Annotated in this window: 16 protein-coding genes; 7 read left to right on the top strand and 9 right to left on the bottom strand. The window is 63.5% G+C overall.

Annotation, left to right across the window (positions count from 1 at the left end):
• Positions 1-19 precede the first annotated feature (19 nt).
• The 5 genes from L0962_RS09375 to aceK form a co-directional block, all read right to left on the bottom strand.
• Positions 20-1,246 (bottom strand): methyl-accepting chemotaxis protein, encoded by a 1,227-nt coding sequence (locus L0962_RS09375; protein WP_234086137.1) that lies wholly within the window; start codon positions 1,244-1,246, stop codon positions 20-22.
• Between the two features lie 72 nt (positions 1,247-1,318).
• Positions 1,319-2,689: an NAD(P)(+) transhydrogenase (Re/Si-specific) subunit beta gene (locus L0962_RS09370; protein ID WP_234086136.1), complete on the bottom strand. Its 1,371-nt coding sequence runs from the start codon at positions 2,687-2,689 to the stop codon at positions 1,319-1,321.
• A 2-nt stretch (positions 2,690-2,691) separates the two neighbouring features.
• On the bottom strand, positions 2,692-2,973 hold the full coding sequence (locus tag L0962_RS09365) for a proton-translocating transhydrogenase family protein (protein WP_234086133.1): 282 nt from the start codon (positions 2,971-2,973) through the stop codon (positions 2,692-2,694).
• Positions 2,973-4,100 carry an NAD(P) transhydrogenase subunit alpha gene (locus L0962_RS09360; protein WP_234086132.1) on the bottom strand — a complete coding sequence of 376 codons (1,128 nt, stop codon included), beginning with the start codon at positions 4,098-4,100 and terminating at the stop codon, positions 2,973-2,975. Before L0962_RS09360 ends, L0962_RS09365 begins: the two co-directional genes overlap by 1 nt.
• A 162-nt stretch (positions 4,101-4,262) precedes the next feature.
• Positions 4,263-6,047 carry a bifunctional isocitrate dehydrogenase kinase/phosphatase gene (gene aceK / locus L0962_RS09355; RefSeq protein WP_234086231.1) on the bottom strand — a complete coding sequence of 595 codons (1,785 nt, stop codon included), beginning with the start codon at positions 6,045-6,047 and terminating at the stop codon, positions 4,263-4,265.
• Between the two features lie 200 nt (positions 6,048-6,247).
• Here aceK and L0962_RS09350 point away from each other — a divergent pair, with 200 nt between their 5' ends.
• The 5 genes from L0962_RS09350 (at position 6,248) to L0962_RS09330 (ending at position 13,117) form a co-directional block, all read left to right on the top strand.
• Positions 6,248-8,485 carry an NADP-dependent isocitrate dehydrogenase gene (locus tag L0962_RS09350; protein WP_234086131.1) on the top strand — a complete coding sequence of 746 codons (2,238 nt, stop codon included), beginning with the start codon at positions 6,248-6,250 and terminating at the stop codon, positions 8,483-8,485.
• Positions 8,486-8,628: 143 nt separating this feature from the next.
• Complete coding sequence (locus L0962_RS09345) at positions 8,629-9,720, top strand: acyltransferase (RefSeq protein WP_234086130.1); 1,092 nt, start codon at positions 8,629-8,631, stop codon at positions 9,718-9,720.
• A gap of 110 nt (positions 9,721-9,830) precedes the next feature.
• Positions 9,831-11,072: an NADP-dependent isocitrate dehydrogenase gene (gene icd / locus L0962_RS09340; RefSeq protein WP_234086128.1), complete on the top strand. Its 1,242-nt coding sequence runs from the start codon at positions 9,831-9,833 to the stop codon at positions 11,070-11,072.
• A 58-nt stretch (positions 11,073-11,130) separates the two neighbouring features.
• Positions 11,131-11,916, top strand: coding sequence for a glutamate racemase (gene murI, locus L0962_RS09335; RefSeq protein ID WP_234086126.1), 786 nt, complete (start codon positions 11,131-11,133; stop codon positions 11,914-11,916).
• Between the two features lies 1 nt (position 11,917).
• A complete protein-coding gene (locus L0962_RS09330; RefSeq protein WP_234086125.1) occupies positions 11,918-13,117 on the top strand; it encodes a CaiB/BaiF CoA-transferase family protein in 1,200 nt (399 codons plus the stop codon).
• Between the two features lie 4 nt (positions 13,118-13,121).
• Here L0962_RS09330 and L0962_RS09325 read toward each other — a convergent pair whose 3' ends face one another.
• Positions 13,122-14,750: a methyl-accepting chemotaxis protein gene (locus tag L0962_RS09325; RefSeq protein WP_234086124.1), complete on the bottom strand. Its 1,629-nt coding sequence runs from the start codon at positions 14,748-14,750 to the stop codon at positions 13,122-13,124.
• A 120-nt stretch (positions 14,751-14,870) separates the two neighbouring features.
• Positions 14,871-15,413 (bottom strand): energy transducer TonB, encoded by a 543-nt coding sequence (locus L0962_RS09320; RefSeq protein ID WP_234086123.1) that lies wholly within the window; start codon positions 15,411-15,413, stop codon positions 14,871-14,873.
• An 80-nt stretch (positions 15,414-15,493) separates the two neighbouring features.
• Here L0962_RS09320 and L0962_RS09315 point away from each other — a divergent pair, with 80 nt between their 5' ends.
• Together L0962_RS09315 and L0962_RS09310 are read left to right on the top strand one after the other, a co-directional pair.
• A complete protein-coding gene (locus L0962_RS09315; RefSeq protein WP_234086121.1) occupies positions 15,494-16,483 on the top strand; it encodes an ankyrin repeat domain-containing protein in 990 nt (329 codons plus the stop codon).
• A gap of 79 nt (positions 16,484-16,562) precedes the next feature.
• On the top strand, positions 16,563-16,895 hold the full coding sequence (locus L0962_RS09310; protein ID WP_234086120.1) for a hypothetical protein: 333 nt from the start codon (positions 16,563-16,565) through the stop codon (positions 16,893-16,895).
• A 22-nt stretch (positions 16,896-16,917) separates the two neighbouring features.
• Here the strand turns inward: L0962_RS09310 and L0962_RS09305 are convergent, their stop codons facing one another.
• On the bottom strand, positions 16,918-17,526 hold the full coding sequence (locus L0962_RS09305) for a response regulator transcription factor (protein ID WP_234086118.1): 609 nt from the start codon (positions 17,524-17,526) through the stop codon (positions 16,918-16,920).
• Positions 17,519-19,888 carry a PAS domain S-box protein gene (locus L0962_RS09300; RefSeq protein ID WP_234086117.1) on the bottom strand — a complete coding sequence of 790 codons (2,370 nt, stop codon included), beginning with the start codon at positions 19,886-19,888 and terminating at the stop codon, positions 17,519-17,521. The genes L0962_RS09305 and L0962_RS09300 overlap by 8 nt, the downstream gene beginning before the upstream one ends.
• Positions 19,889-19,910: the final 22 nt, after the last annotated feature.

Genomic DNA, 19,910 nt, shown 5'->3' with positions numbered 1-19,910 from the left:
GGGGTTGACCGCAGCAAGCTCAGAACAGTTCGATATCGCCGTCGCTGTGGGCCCTGGCTGTGGCTCCGGCCGTGTTGCCGCGAATCGCATCGGCCTTGACCTGCGCGTCGACCAGCAATTGAACCAGTTTCTGGCTGCGGGCGCGGAAGCGCTGCACGCCGTCCTTTTCGCCCTGGTCGTGGTGAAGGTTCAGGAAGGCATGCAGGTACTGACCGACGTTTTCGGTGCGCTGGGCGATGCGCGTGATCATCTGCGTGACGATGTCTTCGAACTGCATCGCCATGACGCCTTCCTGCGTCATGCCCTGCATCTTCTCGGTGATCGCGGTGATGTGGGACGAATGGCTGCGCGCCTTGTCGGTCAGTTCCATCAGCTCGGCACCGAGGTCGCGCAACGTGGCTTGCGACTGGTCGGCGATCGTCAGGTCGATCTGGGTCGCCGATTCGATGCGCTGTCCGACATCCTGCAGCGAACTCAGGATGTCGCTCAGTGCGTTGCGGATGTCGATGTTGAATTCACCGGTGCGTGCCGCCAGGTTGCGCACTTCGTCGGCAACCACGGCAAACCCGCGGCCAGCTTCCCCGGCGCGGGCGGCTTCGATGGCGGCGTTCAGCGCCAGCAGATCGGTCTGCTTGGTGATGCCGGCAATGTCGTTCAAGGTCCCTGAAATACGGGCCACCTGATGCTGCATGCCGGAAAAACTGTCGGCAATGCCCCGGCTGGTCGAGCGAAGGTGCTCCATCTTGCTGACGAATTCGGCGATCAACGCGTTGGTCTCGTCGAAGAAGCGTTGCAGCCCGGCCTGTTCGGCGGCGCGCTCGTCGTCCGGCCCGGTCATCTGCAACATTTCGTCGATCAGCGAGCGCAGGATTTCGCGCTGGTCGGAGGAGTGGCTTTCCAGTCCGGTCAGGCTGCCGGACAGTCGATTGACCGAACTGCGGATGATCTCCTGGGCATCCTGCATTTCCTTTTCCAGCGAGCCGAACTGGCGCTCGGCGTGGGCCATCGCTTCCGACGACAGCACCTGGTATTCCGACATCACTGATTTGAGTTCGTCGACGTAGGCCGACTGGCGTGTTTTCCAGCCCGAACGTTCGCCGAAGGAGAGGGCACTGGCCAGTGCCAGCGAGACGGCAATGGCGGCGAACCAGTGTCCGGATACGCTGCCGGTCGCCAGATGGACCACCCACAACAGCAGACTCCCCCCTGCCGCTCCCCAGATCAGGAGATCGTCGCTTCTTTTCATTATCGGTTTCATCCACGAAAACTCCCGGCATTGTATCGCCGGGAGTTCACGTGAAATGTGCGCTGGATCAAATCAATTCATCGCTTTCAGATGCTGGATGATCTCGCCGGCCATCGGCTGCGCGTCGCCGTAGAGCATGCGGCAGTTGTCGGTGTAGAACAGGGCGTTCTCGACGCCGGAGTAGCCGGTACCCTTGCCGCGCTTGATGACGATCACGTTCTGCGCCTTGTCGGCATCAAGAATCGGCATGCCGTAGATCGGGCTGGCCTTGTCGGTGCGTGCGCTCGGGTTCACCACGTCGTTGGCACCGATCACCAGCGCGACGTCGGCCTGACCGAATTCGCCGTTGATTTCCTCAAGGTCGAAGATCTTGTCGTAGGGCACGCCGGCTTCGGCCAGCAGCACGTTCATGTGGCCCGGCATGCGGCCCGCCACCGGGTGGATGGCAAATTTCACCTCGACGCCGGCTTCCTCCAGGATGGCGGTCATTTCCCAGACCTTGTGCTGCGCGTGCGCCACCGCCATGCCGTAGCCCGGCACGATGATGACCTTGCTGGCGTAGCGCATCATCGCTGCCGCGTCGATGGCACCGACTTCCTTCATCGTGCCGGTGATCGCTTCGCCCGGTCCGCTCGCCACCATCGGCGTGAACAGGATGTTGGACAGCGGCCGGTTCATCGCCTTGGCCATCAGCTGGGTGAGCAGCGTACCGGCGGCACCGACGACGATACCGGCGATGATCAGCGCCGGGTTGCCCAGCACATAACCCTCGAAACCGACCGCCAGACCGGTGAAGGCGTTGAACAGCGAGATCACCACCGGCATGTCGGCGCCGCCGATGGGCAGCGTGACGATCAGACCGAGGACCAGGGCGACGACGAAGAAGCCATAGATCAGCTCCGGCTGGGCCGGGGCGAACAGGACCATGGCTACACCGAGGCCGATGGCGACCAGCGCCAGCACCACGTTGACCGCGTTCTGCGCCGGCAGGCGGAAGGTCTTCTTGAGGACACCTTGCAGCTTCGCCCAGGCGACGCAGGAGCCGGTGAAGGAGACGGCGCCGATGAGGGCACCGATCACCGCCAGCACGGTGGTGACGACGCCGTGCGTGTCGCCCTTGGCGAACTCGATGGCGGCAATCGCCGCCGCCGCACCGCCGCCCATACCGTTGTAGATGGCGACCATCTGCGGCATGTCGGTCATCTTCACCTTCTTGCCGGAAATCCAGGCGGCAGCACCGCCGATGGCCAGCGCGGCGAGCATCAGCGCCAGGTTCTTCAGTTCCGGAATGAAGAAGGTGGCGACGATGGCTACCAGCATGCCGTAACCGGCGACAACGATGCCGTTGCGCGCCGAGGCCGGCGAGCTCATGCCCTTCAGGCCGAAGATGAACAATGCGGCACCGGCGAACCAGGCGCCTTGTACGTAGATCGGGAGTGCCATGATCAGCCCTCCTTCTTCTTGAACATGCCGAGCATGCGCTCGGTCACCACGTAGCCGCCGGCGGCATTGGCGGCGCCGAGGGCGACGGCGAAGAAGCCGATGGTCTGTTCGAGCACCGTATCGGCGTTACCCAGCGCGACCATGGCGCCAACGACGACGACGCCGTGGATGAAGTTGGAACCGGACATCAGCGGCGTGTGCAGGATGACCGGCACCTTGGCGATGATCTCGTAGCCGGTGAAGGCGGCGAGCATGAAGATGTATAAGGCAAGCAGGCCGTCCATCAGGCTTCTCCCAGAACTTGTTTCACGGTGGCATGGACGGTGGCGCCGTCCTTGCAGAGCACGGTGCCGGCGAGGACTTCGTCGGACCAGTCGAAATTCAACTGGCCATCCTTGATCCACGGCGACAGGAAGTTGTACAGGTTCTTCGAGTACAGCTCCGAGGCGTGCGTCGGCATGCGTGAAGGGAGGTTGAGGGGGCCGTGGATATTCACGTCGTTGGCGATGACGTGTTCGCCCGGCTGGGTCAGTTCGCAGTTGCCACCGGATTCGGCGGCCATGTCGACGATGATGGCACCGTATTTCATGCGCGCGACCATGTCGCGGGTGACGATGACCGGTGCCTTCTTGCCGGGAATGGCGGCGGTGGTGATCACCACGTCGGCGGCGGCGACGGCCTTGGCCAGCTTCTCGGCCTGCTGCGCCTTCTCCTCGGCGGAGAGTTCGCGGGCATAGCCACCGGAACCGTCGGCGGAAACGCCGGTATCGACGAACTTGGCACCGAGCGATTCGATCTGCTCACGCGCGGCAGCGCGCACATCGTAGGCTTCGACCATGGCGCCCAGGCGCTTGCAGGTGGCGATGGCTTGCAAACCGGCGACGCCGGCGCCGATGACCAGCACGCGTGCCGGGCGGATGGTGCCGGCGGCGGTGGTCAGCATCGGGAAGAACTTGGTGCAGCGCGCGGCGGCGATCAGCCCGCACTGGTAGCCGGCGCAGGCGCCCTGGCTGGACAGCGCGTCCATGCTCTGGGCGCGCGAGATGCGCGGCAGCAGTTCGAGGGCAAAGGCGGTGATCTTGCGGGCGTTCAAGGCCGCCAGACGTTCCTTCGACTCGTAGGGTTTCAACAGCCCGATGAGCACGCTGCCTTCCGGCATTGCGGCGATTTCTGCGGTCGACGGCGGGGTGACGCGCAAAATCAGGCCGGCATCGGCATAGGTTTCCGACTGGCCGGGGGCGAAGGCGACATCCGGATAGTCGGGGTCCAGGAAATGGCTCTGCACGCCGGCGCTTTGCTCCATGCGGAGCTGGGCGCCAAGGGCGGCGAACTTCTTGGCCGTCTCGGGGACGAGCGCGGTCCGGCTTTCGCCTTCCGTGCGCTCGCGAGCGACCGCTACGATCAGCGGCATGTGTTTCTCCTTGAATGGTCGGGAATTCCGGTGAAGATCGGCAGCCGGTCAGGGATCAAGGCTGCTTACGTCGAATGGCCCAACGATAAGGGCTTTCTTAAGTCGGGAACAATCAGGATTTCTGAAGTGATTGATCAGTAATCACTTACTGGTCTGGCCAATTTATTCAGCAATGACTGCGCGTGCTGCCCGACGGTGGAGAAAGCGCAGTTCTTGCGGATAAGGGAAGAAATCCTCGACGTGGCCGGCTCGTATCCGCTCCTGGGCGGCTTGCCAGAAGGCAGGCGTGAGCAGGTCCCGGTGATGTTTCATGAACAGCTTGCGAACCTGCGGCGAGCCGAGCAGGAAGGTGGCGAATTCCTCCGGGAAGACATCGCCGCGATTGACCGGATACCAGACTTCCCCCGACATCTCCGTTTCGAAATCGGGGGCCGGTGGAATTTTGCGGAAGTTGATGTCGGTCATGTACTCGATCTCGTCGTAGTCGTAGAACACGACACGGCCGTAGCGGGTAACGCCGAAATTCTTCCACAGCATGTCGCCGGGGAAGATGTTGGCAATGGCCAGTTCGCGGATGGCGTTGCCGTATTCCTCGATCGCGTGTTCGAGCCCGGCGAGGTCGTTGCTCTTGTCCATGCGGTCGAGGTGGATGTTCAGCGGCTCCATCCGGCGTTCAATATATAGATGCCGGATGATCAACTGCTTGCCGTCGATCTCGAACTTGCTGGGCGCGAGCCGGCGCAGGTCGTCGAGCACTTCATCGTCGAAACGGTCGAGCGGGAACATCACGTTGGAAAATTCCAGCGTGTCGGCCAGTCGACCGACGCGGTCGACCTGCTTGACCAGCAGAAATTTCTTCTTGACCGTCGCCTGATCCATTTCCTTGGAGCTGCCGAAGACGTCCTTGATGATCTTGAAGACGTAGGGGTAGGAGGGCAGCGTGAACACCAGCATGACCAGCCCGCGGATACCGGGCGCCATGACGAACTTGTCCTCGGAATGGTGCAGGTGATAGATGAAGTCGCGGAAGAACATCGTCTTCCCCTGCTTGCCCAGGCCGAGCATGATGTACAGCTCGGAACGCGGCTTGTTCGGCATGATCGAACGCAGGAACTGCACGTAGCCCGACGGCACTTCCATATCCACCATGAAATAGGCGCGCGACAGCGAGAACAGCAGGCCGATGCGCCAGGCATCGAGCAGCACGGTGTCGAGATTGAGCAGGCCGTCGGCATCGTGCAGTACCGGAATCGCGAACGGGTATTCGCTGGCGCCGTTGATGGCCTTGCCGATGATGTAGGCGGCCTTGTTGCGGTAGAAGGCGGAACCGAGCACCTGGATCTGGAAGTTCACGTCGCGCGCCGGCATCCCTTGCAGGTGCCGGCGTACGGCGCGATACACCTCGTCCACATCGCGATCGAGATCGGCAAAGGGGTGTTGCCAGCGGAAATCCGTGATGATCTGGCGGATCGCACCGCGCAGGCCATCCTGGGGGGCGTAGTAGCTGCGATAGGTGGGTTCTTCGTCGGCCTCCAGGTTCTCGGTCGAGATCGTCGGCCGGACGAACAGGAAGTCGTTGTGGAAATAGGTCCGGTGCAGGATCTTGGTGCTGACCGAGTTGAAGAAGGTTTCCGCCAGTTCCGGCTGCTTGTGGTTGAGCAGCAGGCCGATGTAGAGGAGTTTGACCTGCTGCCAGGTCGCCTCGTCCGACCCCTGGATGTCGAATTCGCTGCGCAGCCGTTCGACGCACTCGTCGACGCGGTCGTCGTAAAAGCGCAGGCGTTCCTTGACCGCCCGGTGGACGCCCTGCCAGTCGCCGGTTTCGAAGCGCGTCTTGGCCTCGCGGCAGGTCTGGCGAAACAGCGTGTAGTGCTTGTTGAAGCCCTGGATCAGGGCCAGCGCGATGCGGTGCGCGTTCGTGCCGTACAGCCCGACCGAAATCTTCATCGTTTCGTCCCCCTCCATTCGGGAAAATTCTAGCATCGCCCGGGGTGCGGATTGGCGGGGTTCGCGATGTGAAACGCCGTTTCACCGTTGACCGCGGGCCGGCTGGCGCGGATACTCCGAAAGTTTCTCGTTGTAAGCACCGCGCAAGGGGACCGGGCGACAATCCGGTCAGCATTCACGTCCAACAACAAGGGGTTAGCATGTCCTCAGGCAAGTCCAAAATCATCTACACGCTCACCGACGAGGCGCCGCTGCTGGCGACTTGTGCCTTCCTGCCGGTCATCCGTACCTTCACGGAACCGGCCGGGATCGAGATCGAAAAGGCCGACATCTCCGTGTCGGCCCGGGTCATCGCCGAGTTTTCCGACATGCTGCCCGAAGCGCTGCGCCTGCCGAACACGCTGGCCGAACTGGGCAAGAAAACGCTGGATGCCGACGCCAACATCATCAAGCTGCCGAACATTTCCGCCTCGGTCGCCCAGTTGAAGGCCTGCGTCAAGGAGCTCCAGGCCAAGGGCTATCCCTTGCCGGATTATCCGGAAACCGTCGTTTCCGACGAAGAAAAGGCGATTGCCGCGCGCTACGGCAAATGCCTGGGGTCCGCGGTCAACCCGGTGCTGCGCGAAGGCAATTCCGACCGTCGTGCCCCGTTGGCCGTCAAGAACTACGCCCGCAAGAATCCGCATTCGATGGGCGAATGGAAACCCTGGTCGCAGACGCACGTCTCGCACATGCACGCCGGCGATTTTTACCATGGCGAAAAGTCGATGACCCTCGACAAGGCCCGCCGCGTGCGCATGGAGCTGATCGCCAAGGGCGCCAAGATCACCGTGCTGAAGCCGGAAGTGAAGTTGCTCGAAGGCGAGATCATCGACTCGATGTTCATGAGCAAGAAGGCGTTGTGCGCCTTCTACGAAAAGGAACTGGAAGATTGCCGCGATTCCGGCATCCTGTTCTCGCTGCACGTCAAGGCGACGATGATGAAGGTGTCGCACCCGATCGTTTTCGGTCACTGCGTCAAGATCTTCTACAAGGAAGCCTTCGAGAAGCACGGTGCCCTGTTCAACGAACTGGGCATCAACGTCAATAACGGCATGGTCGACCTCTACGAGAAGATCAAGACCTTGCCGGAGTCGAAGCGCGACGAGATCATCCGCGACCTGCACGCCTGCCAGGAACACCGTCCGAAGCTGGCGATGGTCGATTCGGCCAAGGGCATCACCAACTTCCATTCGCCGAACGACATCATCGTCGATGCGTCGATGCCGGCAATGATCCGCCAGGGCGGCAAGATGTGGGGCGCCGACGGCAAGCAGTACGACGCCAAGTGCGTCATGCCGGAATCGACCTTTGCCCGTATCTATCAGGAGATGATCAACTTCTGCAAGACCAACGGTGCCTTCGATCCGAAGACCATGGGCTCGGTGCCCAACGTCGGTCTGATGGCGCAGAAGGCCGAGGAATACGGTTCGCACGACAAGACCTTCGAAATCGCCGAGGACGGCATCGCCAACATCGTCGACATCGACAGCGGCGAAGTCCTGCTGACGCAGGCTGTCGAAGCCGGCGACATCTGGCGCATGTGCCAGGTCAAGGACGCGCCGATCCGCGACTGGGTCAAGTTGGCTGTCACCCGTGCCCGCAACTCGAACACGCCGGCGATCTTCTGGCTGGACCCGTATCGTCCGCACGAAAACGAACTGATCAAGAAGGTCACCCAGTACCTGAAGGATCACGACACCAGCGGTCTCGAGATTCACATCATGTCGCAGGTGCGTGCCATGCGTTACACGCTGGAGCGCGTGATCCGCGGCCTGGACACCATTTCGGTCACCGGCAACATCCTGCGCGACTACCTGACCGACCTGTTCCCGATCATGGAACTGGGCACCTCGGCCAAGATGCTGTCGATCGTTCCGCTGATGGCCGGCGGCGGCATGTACGAAACCGGTGCCGGCGGTTCGGCGCCGAAGCACGTGCAGCAGCTGACCGAGGAAAACCACCTGCGCTGGGATTCGCTGGGCGAGTTCCTGGCCCTGGCGGTGTCGCTGGAAGATCTCGGCCTGAAGGAAAACAATGCTCGTGCCAAGCTGCTGGCCAGGACGCTGGATGCGGCAACCGGCAAGCTGCTCGACAACCGCAAGTCGCCGTCGCCGAAGACCGGCGAACTCGATAATCGCGGTTCGCAGTTCTACCTGGCCATGTACTGGGCCCAGGAACTGGCCGCGCAGAAGGACGATGCCGAACTGGCTGCCCACTTCGCCAAGCTGGCCAAGACGCTGGCCGACAACGAAGCGCAGATCGTTGCCGAAATGAAGACGGTGCAGGGCAAGCCGGCCGATATCGGCGGCTACTACAAGGCCGATCCCGAGAAGTGCAAGGCGGTGATGCGTCCGAGCCCGACCTTCAACGCCGCACTGAAGGCCATGCAAGCCTGATCATTCCTGGTTTTCGCTGTCCGGAACGGAGGCCCTCGGCCTCCGTTTTTCGTTGACGGGCGAGGTCGACCGCAGGTGTTACATCCCGACACAAGGCAAGGCCGGTCGTTTGTGGGAAAATATTGAATTTCAATGTATCTGTCGTGTTTCCCGTCGTCCAGCCTACTTTCATCCTGGCCTTGCGTGCCTGCGCCGCGCTGACCATCCTGTGGCACCACTTCGCGCTCTATCCGCCGCTCAGTGAGTGGGCCGCCCCGCTGTACGGCGATCTGCTTGCCTGGCTTGCCGAATATGCGCGTGCCACCCAGGTCTTCTTCGTGGTCAGCGGTTATGTTGCCGCCCGCACCATCGGCCGCCGCCTCTGGGGTCTGCGCCAGCTCGGGCAGTTTTCGGTGCAGCGCTATTGCCGGCTGGGCCTGCCGTATCTGGCGGTCGTCGTGCTGATCCTGCCGATCTACGAATTCGCCCGCGGCTGGCTGCCCGACGAGGTGCTCGGGCAACCGGTGTCGCTGGCACAGTTTCTCGCCCATCTCTTCCTGCTGCAGGACATCCTCGGCTATGAAGCCTTGTCGGCCGGACTGTGGTTCGTCTGCATCAATTTTCAACTGGGTTTCGGCTACGCTCTGGGGCTGGCCGTACAGCAACGCTTCGGGCGCGGTGGCGACGGGGTGTTCACGGTCATCGGCTGGGCCACCTCAATTTATTCGCTGTTCCATTTCAATCTCGATCCGGCCGGCGAGTGCTGGGCCATGTATTTCTTCCCGTATTTCTTCCTCGGCATCCAGGTGAACAAGGCGCTGGTCAGCCGGCAAGCGGGTGAGTTCCTGGCCTTTCAGGGCCTGGTGCTGCTGGCGGTGATCTACGAGTGGCGGTGGCGACTGGTGATCGCCATGATCTTTGCCATGGTGCTGTATGTGGCGGAGCGTTCGGGGCTCGGCCAGCGCTGGCCGAAGAGCCGTCTGCTGGCCGTGCTCGGCGAGGTTTCGTTCAGCCTCTTCCTGATTCATTTTCCGGTGCTGGTGCTGACCTCGACGATCTGGGCGCGACTCGGCTGGACGTCGCCGGAGGCCGGGGCTGCCGGCCTGCTGCTGGCCTTCCTGGGCAGTGTGTTCGCTGCCTTGCTGTTCCATCGCTGGGTGGAGACGCCGGCGGCTCGCCTGGCTCGCCGCTTCCGTGTGCCGACGCGACCGGACGATGGTGAATCCGCCGATCGCCGGTTGGCTTTCGAGCGCTGACAGTCATCGGGCTTTTGTTTCATAATCGATCCCGCTGTCGACCGCGCGCGGAGACCGCCGGTCGCCAGCCGCCCGCTCGGGCCATCCCATAACAACGCAAGGAGTTGCCCATGACTTCCCACATCAGGATTCCGCAAGGTGGTGCCAAAATCGTGCCGGGACAACCGGTGCCGGACAATCCGATCATTCCGTTCATCGAAGGCGACGGCATCGGCATCGACATCACGCCGGTCATGATCAAGGTGATCGATGCTGCGGTCGACAAGGCCTACGGCGGAAAAAGGAAAATCCACTGGATGGAGGTGTATGCCGGCGAGAAATCGACGCGCCTCTACGGTCCGGACGAGTGGCTGCCACAGGAAACCTTCGCTGCGTTGAAGGAATATTCGGTATCGATCAAGGGACCGATGACGACGCCGGTCGGCGGTGGCATCCGTTCGCTGAACGTGGCCCTGCGTCAGGAATTGGATCTGTACCAGTGCGTCCGTCCGGTGCAGTACTTCAAGGGTGTTCCGTCGCCGCTGAAGCACCCGGAACTGGTCAACATGGTGATCTTCCGCGAGAACACCGAGGATATCTACGCCGGCATCGAGTGGGCCGTGGGCTCCGAGGGCGTCGCCAAGGTCGTCAAGTTCCTGCAGGACGAGATGGGGGTCAGGAAGATCCGCTTCCCGGAAAGTTCTGGCATCGGCATCAAGCCGATTTCCGTCGAGGGCACGTCGCGCCTGGTCCGGGCAGCGATCCAGTACGCCATCGACAACGACCGCAAGTCGGTGACCATCGTGCACAAGGGCAACATCATGAAGTTCACGGAAGGCCTGTTCCGTGACACCTGCTACAAGCTGGCGCAGGAGGAGTTCGGCGCCGAGCCGATCGACGGCGGTCCGTGGTGCCGCATCCGCAATCCGAAGACCGGCCGCGAAATCACGATCAAGGACTCGATCGCCGATGCCTTCCTGCAGCAGATCCTGTTGCGTCCGGCCGAATACGACGTGATCGCCACCACCAACCTGAACGGCGATTACATTTCCGACGCGCTGGCAGCGCAGGTCGGCGGCATCGGCATTGCGCCGGGGGCCAATATTTCCGACCGCTATGCCTGCTTCGAAGCGACGCACGGCACGGCGCCAAAGTATGCCGGGCTGGACAAGGTCAACCCGGGCTCGTTGATCCTGTCGGCCGAAATGATGTTGCGCCACCTGGGCTGGAAGGAGGCCGCCGACCGGGTCATCCGTTCGATGGAAGCGGCCATCGGCGACAAGCAGGTGACTTACGATTTCGCGCGTCTGATGGACGGCGCCGAGGAGTTGTCCTGTTCGGCGTTTGGCGACGCGATGATCGCTCGCATGTAAGCCGCCGGCTGTGGTTCAATGGAGGCCCCCGCCAGGGGGCCTTTCGTTTTCCGTCATCTTGAACGCACATCCGATCGCCGTTTTCGATTCGGGCCTGGGTGGCCTGACTGTCCTGCGCGCCTTGCGCGGTCGACTGCCGCACGAAGACTTTTTCTACTTTGCCGATACCCGCTTCCTGCCTTACGGCGACAAGCCGGAAAGCTTCCTGCGCGAACGTGGCGTCCGGATCGCCGAGGCGCTCGTCGCCCGTGGCGCGAAGGCGCTGGTGATCGCCTGCAATACGGCGACGGCTGCCGCTGCCGAGGCCATCCGCGCTGCCATCGGCGTACCGGTCGTGGCGCTCGAGCCCGGTGTCAAGCCGGCCGCCGCGCTCAGCCGCAGCGGCACGCTGGGCGTGCTGGCCACGACGCGAACGCTGCACAGCGAGCGTTTTCAGCGTCTGGTCGGCCATCACGCGCCGGGCGTCGAGGTCGTCGCCCAGGCCTGTCCCGGCCTGGCCGAGGCGATCGAGAACGACGGGCCGGACAGCCCCCGGGTCGGTGCGCTGCTCGACGCTTACGTGGCCCCGCTGGCGGCGGCCGGAGCCGATGTCGTGGTGCTCGGTTGCACGCACTATCCCTGGGTGGCGGCGGCCATCGCCCGGCGCATGCCGGTCGGCACGACGCTGCTCGATACCGGCGAGGCGGTGGCCCGGCAGCTCGAGCGTCTGCTCGTGCATGGCGGCCTGCTCGGCGGCGGTCACGGGCGCCTGCAGCTATCGACCAGCGGTGCGCCGCAAGCGGTGCAGTGTACGGTCGACCGCTTGTGGGATGAAAAATCGACGGTCGATCACTGGGAGCCCTGACATGTCCGCAACGCAAAAACCGCTGGCCGGGTTGCGTGTCGTCGAACTCGGCACGCTGATCGCCGGCCCGTTCTGTACCCGCATCCTCGGCGAATTCGGCGCCGAGGTCATCAAGGTTGAGGCCCCCGATGGCGGCGATCCGTTGCGCAAGTGGCGCAAGTTGTACGAGGGCACGTCGCTGTGGTGGTACGTCCAGGCGCGCAACAAGAAATCGGTGACGGCCAACCTCAAGCACGCCGACGGCCGCGAGTTCGTGCGCCGCTTGATCGCTTCGGCCGATATCCTGGTCGAGAACTTCCGGCCGGGGGTGCTGGAGAAGCTCGGGCTGGGCTGGGCGGAACTGCAGCGCGACAATCCCGGCTTGGTCATGGTCCGCCTGTCGGGCTTCGGCCAGAGCGGGCCCTACAAGGACCAGCCGGGTTTCGGCGCGGTCGGCGAGTCGATGGGCGGCCTGCGTTACGTGACCGGTTTTCCGGACCGGCCGCCGGTGCGTACCGGGATTTCGATCGGCGATTCGATTGCCGCGCTGTGGGGGGCGATCGGCGCCTTGATGGCGCTGCGCCACAAGGAGGTCAATGGCGGTGCCGGCCAGGTGGTGGATGTCGCGCTCTACGAGGCCGTGTTCGCGATGATGGAATCGCTGGTGCCGGAGGCCGACGTCTTCGGTTTCGTGCGCGAGCGCACCGGCAACATCATGCCCGGCATCACGCCGTCGAATACCCATGGCACCCGCGACGGCAAGCACGTGACGATCGGTGCCAACGGCGATGCGATCTTCCGTCGCCTGATGCAGGCCATCGGTCGCAGCGATCTGGCCGACGATCCGTCGCTGGCCGACAACACCGGCCGCGACGGCCGGCGCGACGAGATCTACGGACTGATCGATGCCTGGTGTGCCAGCCACGACGAGGCCGAGGTGCTGGCGGTGCTGGCGCAGGCGGAAGTTCCCGCGTCGCGCGTCTATTCCGTGCTCGACATGTTCGCCGATCCGCAATTCATCGCCCGGCAGATGTTCCAGACGGCCGAACTGCCCGACGGCAAGCCTTTCCGGATGCCCGGCATCGTGCCGCAATTGTCGGCAACGCCGGGCGGCACCGAATGGATCGGGCCGGCCCTCGGGGCCCATACCGACGAAATCCTCGCCGGTCTTGGCTACCCGGCGGCGCGCATTGCCGAATTGCGCGCTGCCGGCGCGCTCTAGCGGCTCATACCCTGAAGCGGCTGATCAGCTGCTTCAGGCTGAGCGCGATGTTTTCCAGTTGATGGGCGGTGGTCGCCGTGCCGCGGATGGTCGCCGTGGTTTCCTCGACCATGTTGGCGATCTGCTCGACACGCTGGGCGATCGACGTGCTGGCCGCGCTCTGCTCCCTGGTCGCGTCAGCCACTTCGCCGACCCGGGCCAGGGTGCGCCGGGCGCCTGCTTCGATGGCACGCAGCGATTCCGAGGCCGAGCCGGCCAGTTCGACGCCCTGTTGCACTTCCGGCAGGGCCGCATTCATCGCTTCGACGGCACCGACGGTATCGCTCTGGATGCCGACGATCATCTGCTCGATTTCGGTGGTGGCCGACGAGGTGCGTTCGGCCAGCTTGCGGACTTCGTCGGCGACCACCGCGAAACCGCGGCCCTGCTCGCCGGCCCGCGCCGCTTCGATGGCGGCGTTGAGCGCCAGCAGGTTGGTCTGGCCGGCGATGTCCTTGATCACGTTGGCGATCGTCGAGATCTGCTGGGCCCGTTCTTCCAGGGCGCGAATCCGCCCGGACGCATCGGTCACCGTCGAGGCGATCTGTTCGATCGCCTGGGTGGCCTGGCCGACCCGGGCCGACCCCTGGCCTGACAGCTCGACTGCCGTCGACGAATCCTGCGAGGTCTCGCGGGCGCTTTCGGAAATGTGGTTGGAGCTCACCGTCAGTTGCTCGATCGCCGCCGCCATCGCCGACGTGGCGTCGGCCTGTTGTTCGGCGGCATTGGCGACTTCGTCCGACGCCGTGGCGATGCGTTCGGCGTTGTCGACCAAGCGGTTGGCGTCGTCGTTGATCTCGCCGACCATCTTGCGCAGCGACTCGGCCATGCGGTCGAGGGTATGCAGCAGGCTGCCGGCCGGGGTGTCGCCGATATGCGCGGTCAGGTCGCCGTCGGCGATCTGGCGCATGATGGCAGCCGCCGTCGCCGGCTCGCCTCCGAGCTGGCGAAGGACGCTGCTGCTCACCTGGTAGCCGACGGCGATCAATGCGCCGAGCAGGCCGACGGCGATGCCGCCGAGCAGCAGCGCCACCTTGCGGAATTCGCGATCGATGTCGTCGATGTAGATGCCGGTACCGATCACCCAGCCCCAGGGTTCGAACAGCGTGGCGTAGGACAGTTTCGGCTCGGCCGTCTGCTGGCCGGCCCGCGGGAACCAGTATTCGACGAAGCCGCCGCCGGCCTGTGCGGCCTTGATCAGTTCCTTGACCAGAAATTTTCCGTTGGCGTCCTTCAGTTCGATACGGTTCTGGCCTTCGACCGAGCGGTTGGCACCCATCATCAGATAGGTGCCCTGGGTGTCGAAAATGAAGTAGTAATCGTTGTCGCCGTAGCGCAGGTCACGCAGGTTGTCGCGGGCCGCTTGTTGGGCGGCTTCCAGCGACAGCGCGCCGCTGGCCGCCAGTTTCTGGTGATGTACCAGGACGCCGTTGGCTACTTCGATCAGGTTTTTCGTTTTGGCCTTGCGGTCTTCGAGCATGCTGTCCCGCAGTTCGAAGAGCGAAACCAGGCAGAGGATGACCAGCCCGACCAGCGTCAGGCCGACCAGTAGCTGCATGCGCGTGGAGACGCGGAGATTGCTCAGGGATGCCATGCTGATTTTCCTTGTCGGAACCGTTGTTGATCAAAATCAAATTGGTGCGGCAGATTAGCATCAAAATTGTTTTTTATAACAAAATTAATAATCCGTAAAATTGTTCTGATTAGGTGAATTTCAGCGCAGCAGAAAACGGACCGGCAGCAGGAATTCCCTCGGGGCATCCGCGGGAAGTGCGCTCAGTCGGTCGATCGCGCAGCGGGCGGCGGCATCGAGCGCGGGCTGTCCGCTGCTCGCCTCGACGCGGCTGGCGACCACTTTGCCGTTTTCGTCGAGGATCACCCGCATGAGGACTTCGCCCTGGACGCCCTGACGCAGCGCATCCTCCGGATAGCAGTTGCCTTGCCTGCGCTGGCTGGCGAGTTGCTGGCCGATCGACTGCTGCCAGGTTTTTGCGGGTTTTCTGCGGTCGACCGCAGAAGGCCGCGGTTTTTCGATGTCGGGGACAGCTTTCCTGGCGGGGCCGACAGGCGTCTCGTCCACCTTCAGTTCGCTGGGGGCGGCACTTGCTGCCGGGGCGGCGGGATGCAGGGTCGCCTGCATGGCATTCGGCGACGGGCTCCGCGGGGCCGCCGTGTCCGGCAGTTTCAGGAAGGGGAGCAGGTGGATCAGTCCCGACAGGAGCAGGGCAAGCAGAAGCGGGCGCCGGGGGCGGGTCATGAGAAAATGCACGGATGAATGAAGCGAGACCACCAATGACCCGCCTGATCAGGAAGTTCGTACTGACAATGATAATCGGCGTGACGCCGATTTGCGCCGTCCAAGCCCAATCCTGGTTCGGCGGCGAAACCCGTCTGCCCGATCCGGTGGCTTTCTCGACCCAGATGGAACTGGGCGATCTGGGGCAGGCCGAGGCCTGGCTCGATGCCGGCTTGCCGGCGGACTTCCTCGGCAGCCGGATCGGTTCCGGCCTGATGATCGGCGCCTGGGAGGGCAACATCGCGTTGATGCGCCTATTCATTGCGCGCGGGGCCGATATCAATCAACTCAACGCCAACGGCGAATCGGCGCTGGCCCTGGCGGCCTGGCGCGGCAAGATGGAGGCGGCCCGCTGGCTGGTCGAGCGCGGAGCCAGGATCAATGCGCCGGCCCGTCGCTGGTCGCCGCTGCATTACGCGGTATTCGCCGGCAACGAGGAAATGATGGAGTATTTGATCGGCCTTGGCGCCGATATCAACGCCCGCAGCACCAATGGTTCGACGGTGCTGATGATGGCGGTTTACGAAGGGCGCGAGGGACTGGCTCGCAAGCTGATCGAGAAAGGCGCCGACCGCAGTCCGAAAAACGACTGGGGCGACGGGGCACTGGAATGGGCGATGCGGGCCGATAACCTCAACCTGGCCCGGCTGGTCAGCAATCCGGAGGCGTTCAACATCGCGGTGGCCAAGCCGAAGGAAAGCTGGGGCGAACCGAGCCGTTCGCTGCGCATGAGCAAGGAACTGGAAAGCCTGCTCGAGATGCGCAAGGTGCTGGCCGACCGCGGCATGTCTACCGATGGCATCGATCGCCGGATCGCCGCCGAGCGCGTGCGTATCGTGCGTGAAACGCTGGACCGGCCGGGGCCGCAGCGGGCCTCGGTCATCGAGGTGAGCGCCGACCGGCAGTCGGGGCAGCAGTCGGTGCGGGTCGTCCCGGCCGACAAGCCGGCGGGCGGCGGTTTCAAGGTGCCGCCGACGAATTTTCACGGTCAACCGAAAATGCCGTTGAAGATTCCTACGAAAAATTACTGAAATGTTCGTTTGGCCAATTGCCAAGCCGCAAGGGCTGATGCAGACTTCGAGCCAATAACGGGAACAGGAGAGGCAGGGCATGCTGTACGTGGCGAGAGATGAGGCGGGAAGGATCGTCGAATTGCATCCGACGCCTGTCGGCAATGCCCAGGAATCGTTGCCGGCGGATAATGCCGAAGTGCTGCAGTTCATCCACGAGCGCTGGCGGGAAAACGAGCTGACCCAGCTCGACCGCGATTTCGTGCGGGTCATCGAAGACACCATCGAACTGTTGATCGCCAAGGACCTGATCCTGTTCACCGACCTGCCGGCCAAGGTGCAGGAGAAGTTGCTGCGCCGCAAGGAAGTCCGTCAGCGGACCTCGTACGACGGTCAACTCGGCGCCGGCGGCGACGACATCATCCCGTTGTGATCCCGGCGCCGGGGACGGCGCTTCAATTCAGCTGCAGTACCACCTTGACCAGTTCGGCCAGCGTACGCACGCCCATCTTGTCCATGACCCGTGCCCGGTGGGCTTCGACGGTCTTCATGCTGATGTCCAGTTCGTCGGCGATCTGCTTGTTCAGTTTTCCGGCGACGACCAGGTTCATCACTTCGCGCTCGCGTTGCGTCAGTTGCGCCAGGCGATGGGTGATTTCGCCGTCGCGCTGGCGGCGGGCGGCATTTTCGGCATCCACGTTCAGTGCGCGCCGGATGCGTGACAGCAGGTCTTCGTTGTGGAAGGGTTTTTCGATGAAGTCGCAGGCGCCGCGTTGCAAGGCGGCTACGGCCATCGGCACGTCGCCATGGCCGGTGACGAAGATCACCGGCAGCGCGCAGCGCAGGTCGACCAGGTGTTCGTAGAGCTCCAGGCCGCTCATGTCGGGCATCCGCACGTCGAGCACCAGACAGCCTTTCATGCCAGCGTGGTAGTCCGCCAGAAAGCGCTGGCCGGAGGCAAAGGTCGCCACCGGCCAGCCTTCGCCTTCGAGCAGCCAGGTCATCGAATCGCGCATCGCCTCGTCGTCGTCCACCACGTAGATGATTTGTCCGCTCTCAGTCATCGTCGTCCTTCATGTTGTCTTGCCCGCTGACCGGTACGGTGAAGCGGAAGCTGCTGCCGCCCTCGCGCCGCGCTTCGGCCCACAGGCGCCCCTGGTGGAATTCTATGATGGAACGGCAGATCGGCAGGCCGATACCCATGCCGTCGGGCTTGGTCGTGTAGAACGGGGTGAAGATGCGTTCGATGTCTTCGTCGGCCAGCCCGTGCCCCTGATCGACGATCGCCACCTCGACCGTCCGGGCATCCTGGCTGCGTGCCTGGACGCGCAGTATCCGGCGTTCGGCCGGCAGTTCGTGCATGGCCTCGATGCCGTTCTTGATCAGGTTGAGCAGCACTTGTTCGATCATGATGCGGTCAACCAGGATCTGCGGCAGGTTTTCCGGCAGTTCGACGACGATCTGGGTGCCGGTGCGACGGGCTTCGATGTCGGCAAAGGCGCGTGCTTCGTCGACCAGTTCGGCGAGCGAGACGGGTTGCCGCTTGGGCTCGCCCTTCTTCACCATGTCACGCATCCGGCGAATGATCTTGCCGGCCCGCTCGGCCTGTTCCGAGGCTTTCTGCATGGCGGCCAGCAGGTCGTCGAAGCGGTAGTTGCCGGCCTGCATGCGCTTGACGCAGCCGGCGCAGTAATTGGCGATCGCCGACAGCGGCTGGTTCAGTTCGTGGGCCAGCGAACTGGCCATTTCGCCCATGGTGATCAGTCGCGAGGTTTGTTCCAGGCGTTTCTGCTGTTGCAGGTTGACCTCTTCGATGTGCTTGCGGTCGGTGATGTCGGCGGCGATCTGGACGCGCACGGTGCGCCCGTCCACCCAGCGGATGGCACGTTCGTGCAGGTGGTACCAGTGGCCGGACAACTGGTGGCGGAGTTCGCCGTCGAAAATCTCGCAGGGCAGCATGTCGACCGCAAGATCGCGAGGATCGTGGCTTAGCGCGGCGGGATCCGGGCGGCAACTGGCGGTGACCAGCGCCGTGTCGCGGCCGACGGCGTCGAAGCCGTAAATGTTCTGGAAGGCGCGGTTGGCGAACAGGATTTCGCCGGTCAGCGCGTCGGCGACGTGCACCGCCGAATCGAGCCCGTCGATCACCGTCGTGAAGCGCTCGTGGGCGCGTTCCAGTTCGACCCGCGCCCGCTTCGGCTCGGTGATGTCGTTCATCGACGCCATCCAGCCGATCTGTTCGCCGCTGGCGTCGATCAATGGCGAAAAATAGAGTCGCACGTCGAAACGCTCGCCGCTCTTGCGCATGATGCGCATCTCGAAGCCGCTGGCCGGAGCCTTGCCGGCCAGCGCGGTGTCGATATTGTGCTGCAGCCGGTCGAATTCTTCCGGCGGCCAGTAGGGATAGGGCGGCTTGATGCCGACCAGCTCGCTCTCGGCAAACCCGGTCATCCGGCAGAAGGCGGCATTGACGAAGGAGATCCGTCCTTCCAGATCGATCGCCCGCATCCCGGTGACCAGTGAATTGGACATGGCCTGGCGGAAGGCATAGGCGGCCCGCAACTGCTCTTCGGTATCCGCCCGGTGCTGGGCATGGCGGCGCAGCTGGATCAATGTGATCGTGGCGATCAGCGTCAGCACGACGATCAGCAGCGCCGGCACGTAGGGCAGCCAGGCAGTGCCGCTGCGGTAGGCGACGATATCCAGGCCGAGCCGGTTGTTCGGCAGGTCGACCACGAACGAGCCGGAAATCTTGCGTTCGGTGGGGCGCACTGACGAGTTGCGATAGACCTCGCGGTTGGCTTCGTCGACCACGGTCAGGTGATAGCGGGTCATGAAGGCGGCCGGCATCGCTGCCCGCAGCAAGGCATCGAGCGATTGCATGGCGATGAACGCGCCGACGTCGGCGCTGCCGCGCTGGACCGGAATCACGATGTCGTGCTCGGGTTGGCCGACCGGGTTGGCGTAGTCGGCGGAGACGACCTCGTGTCGCGTGCGCAGGGCTTTCTGCAGTGCCGCCAGGCGTTTGCCGCTCAACTGGTCGCCGACGAAGCTGGCGGTCGATTCGTTGGGCGCCACCCATTCCACCTTGCCATCGGTGTCGACCCAGATGATCGCTTCGATTTCCGGCATTTCGCGCACGTAGCGCGATGCCTTGACCTGGAAGGATTCGTAGTCGAGCTGACGAAATTCCTGGTCGCGCGCCAGTTCGCCAAGAAAATCGAGGTGGGCGTGCAGACGTCCCTCCAGCGTTCGCTCGGCCCAATGCATGTCGCCTTCCAGCGCCGACCGGGCGGTATCCAGTTCGCGCCATTGCAACAGGCCGGTGACGAACAGCATGGCCAGCGCGAACACGCCGATCGCCAGATACGGCGCCTGCCACAGCCAGGTCTGGCGGGGCGCGGGGGGCGGGGGTTTGGGGAACATGCCGGGATTCTTGGCCGCCGGT

It is taken from the genome of Azonexus sp. R2A61 (assembly GCF_021401135.1).
Classification (GTDB): Bacteria; Pseudomonadota; Gammaproteobacteria; order Burkholderiales; family Rhodocyclaceae; genus Azonexus.
The sequence above is the reverse complement of the archived record's forward strand: the minus strand, read 5'-3'. Positions and strand labels throughout refer to the sequence as shown.

Coding starts and splice junctions, on each gene's coding strand:
- L0962_RS09320 (WP_234086123.1), bottom strand. CDS start 15,413: ATGACCCGCCCCCGGCGCCCGCTTCTGCTTGCCCTGCTCCTGTCGGGA.
- aceK (WP_234086231.1), bottom strand. CDS start 6,047: ATGAAGATTTCGGTCGGGCTGTACGGCACGAACGCGCACCGCATCGCG.
- L0962_RS09370 (WP_234086136.1), bottom strand. CDS start 2,689: ATGGCACTCCCGATCTACGTACAAGGCGCCTGGTTCGCCGGTGCCGCA.
- L0962_RS09310 (WP_234086120.1), top strand. CDS start 16,563: ATGCTGTACGTGGCGAGAGATGAGGCGGGAAGGATCGTCGAATTGCAT.
- L0962_RS09350 (WP_234086131.1), top strand. CDS start 6,248: ATGTCCTCAGGCAAGTCCAAAATCATCTACACGCTCACCGACGAGGCG.
- L0962_RS09300 (WP_234086117.1), bottom strand. CDS start 19,888: ATGTTCCCCAAACCCCCGCCCCCCGCGCCCCGCCAGACCTGGCTGTGG.
- L0962_RS09305 (WP_234086118.1), bottom strand. CDS start 17,526: ATGACTGAGAGCGGACAAATCATCTACGTGGTGGACGACGACGAGGCG.
- L0962_RS09325 (WP_234086124.1), bottom strand. CDS start 14,750: ATGGCATCCCTGAGCAATCTCCGCGTCTCCACGCGCATGCAGCTACTG.
- L0962_RS09330 (WP_234086125.1), top strand. CDS start 11,918: ATGTCCGCAACGCAAAAACCGCTGGCCGGGTTGCGTGTCGTCGAACTC.
- L0962_RS09375 (WP_234086137.1), bottom strand. CDS start 1,246: ATGAAAAGAAGCGACGATCTCCTGATCTGGGGAGCGGCAGGGGGGAGT.
- L0962_RS09360 (WP_234086132.1), bottom strand. CDS start 4,100: ATGCCGCTGATCGTAGCGGTCGCTCGCGAGCGCACGGAAGGCGAAAGC.
- L0962_RS09365 (WP_234086133.1), bottom strand. CDS start 2,973: ATGGACGGCCTGCTTGCCTTATACATCTTCATGCTCGCCGCCTTCACC.
- icd (WP_234086128.1), top strand. CDS start 9,831: ATGACTTCCCACATCAGGATTCCGCAAGGTGGTGCCAAAATCGTGCCG.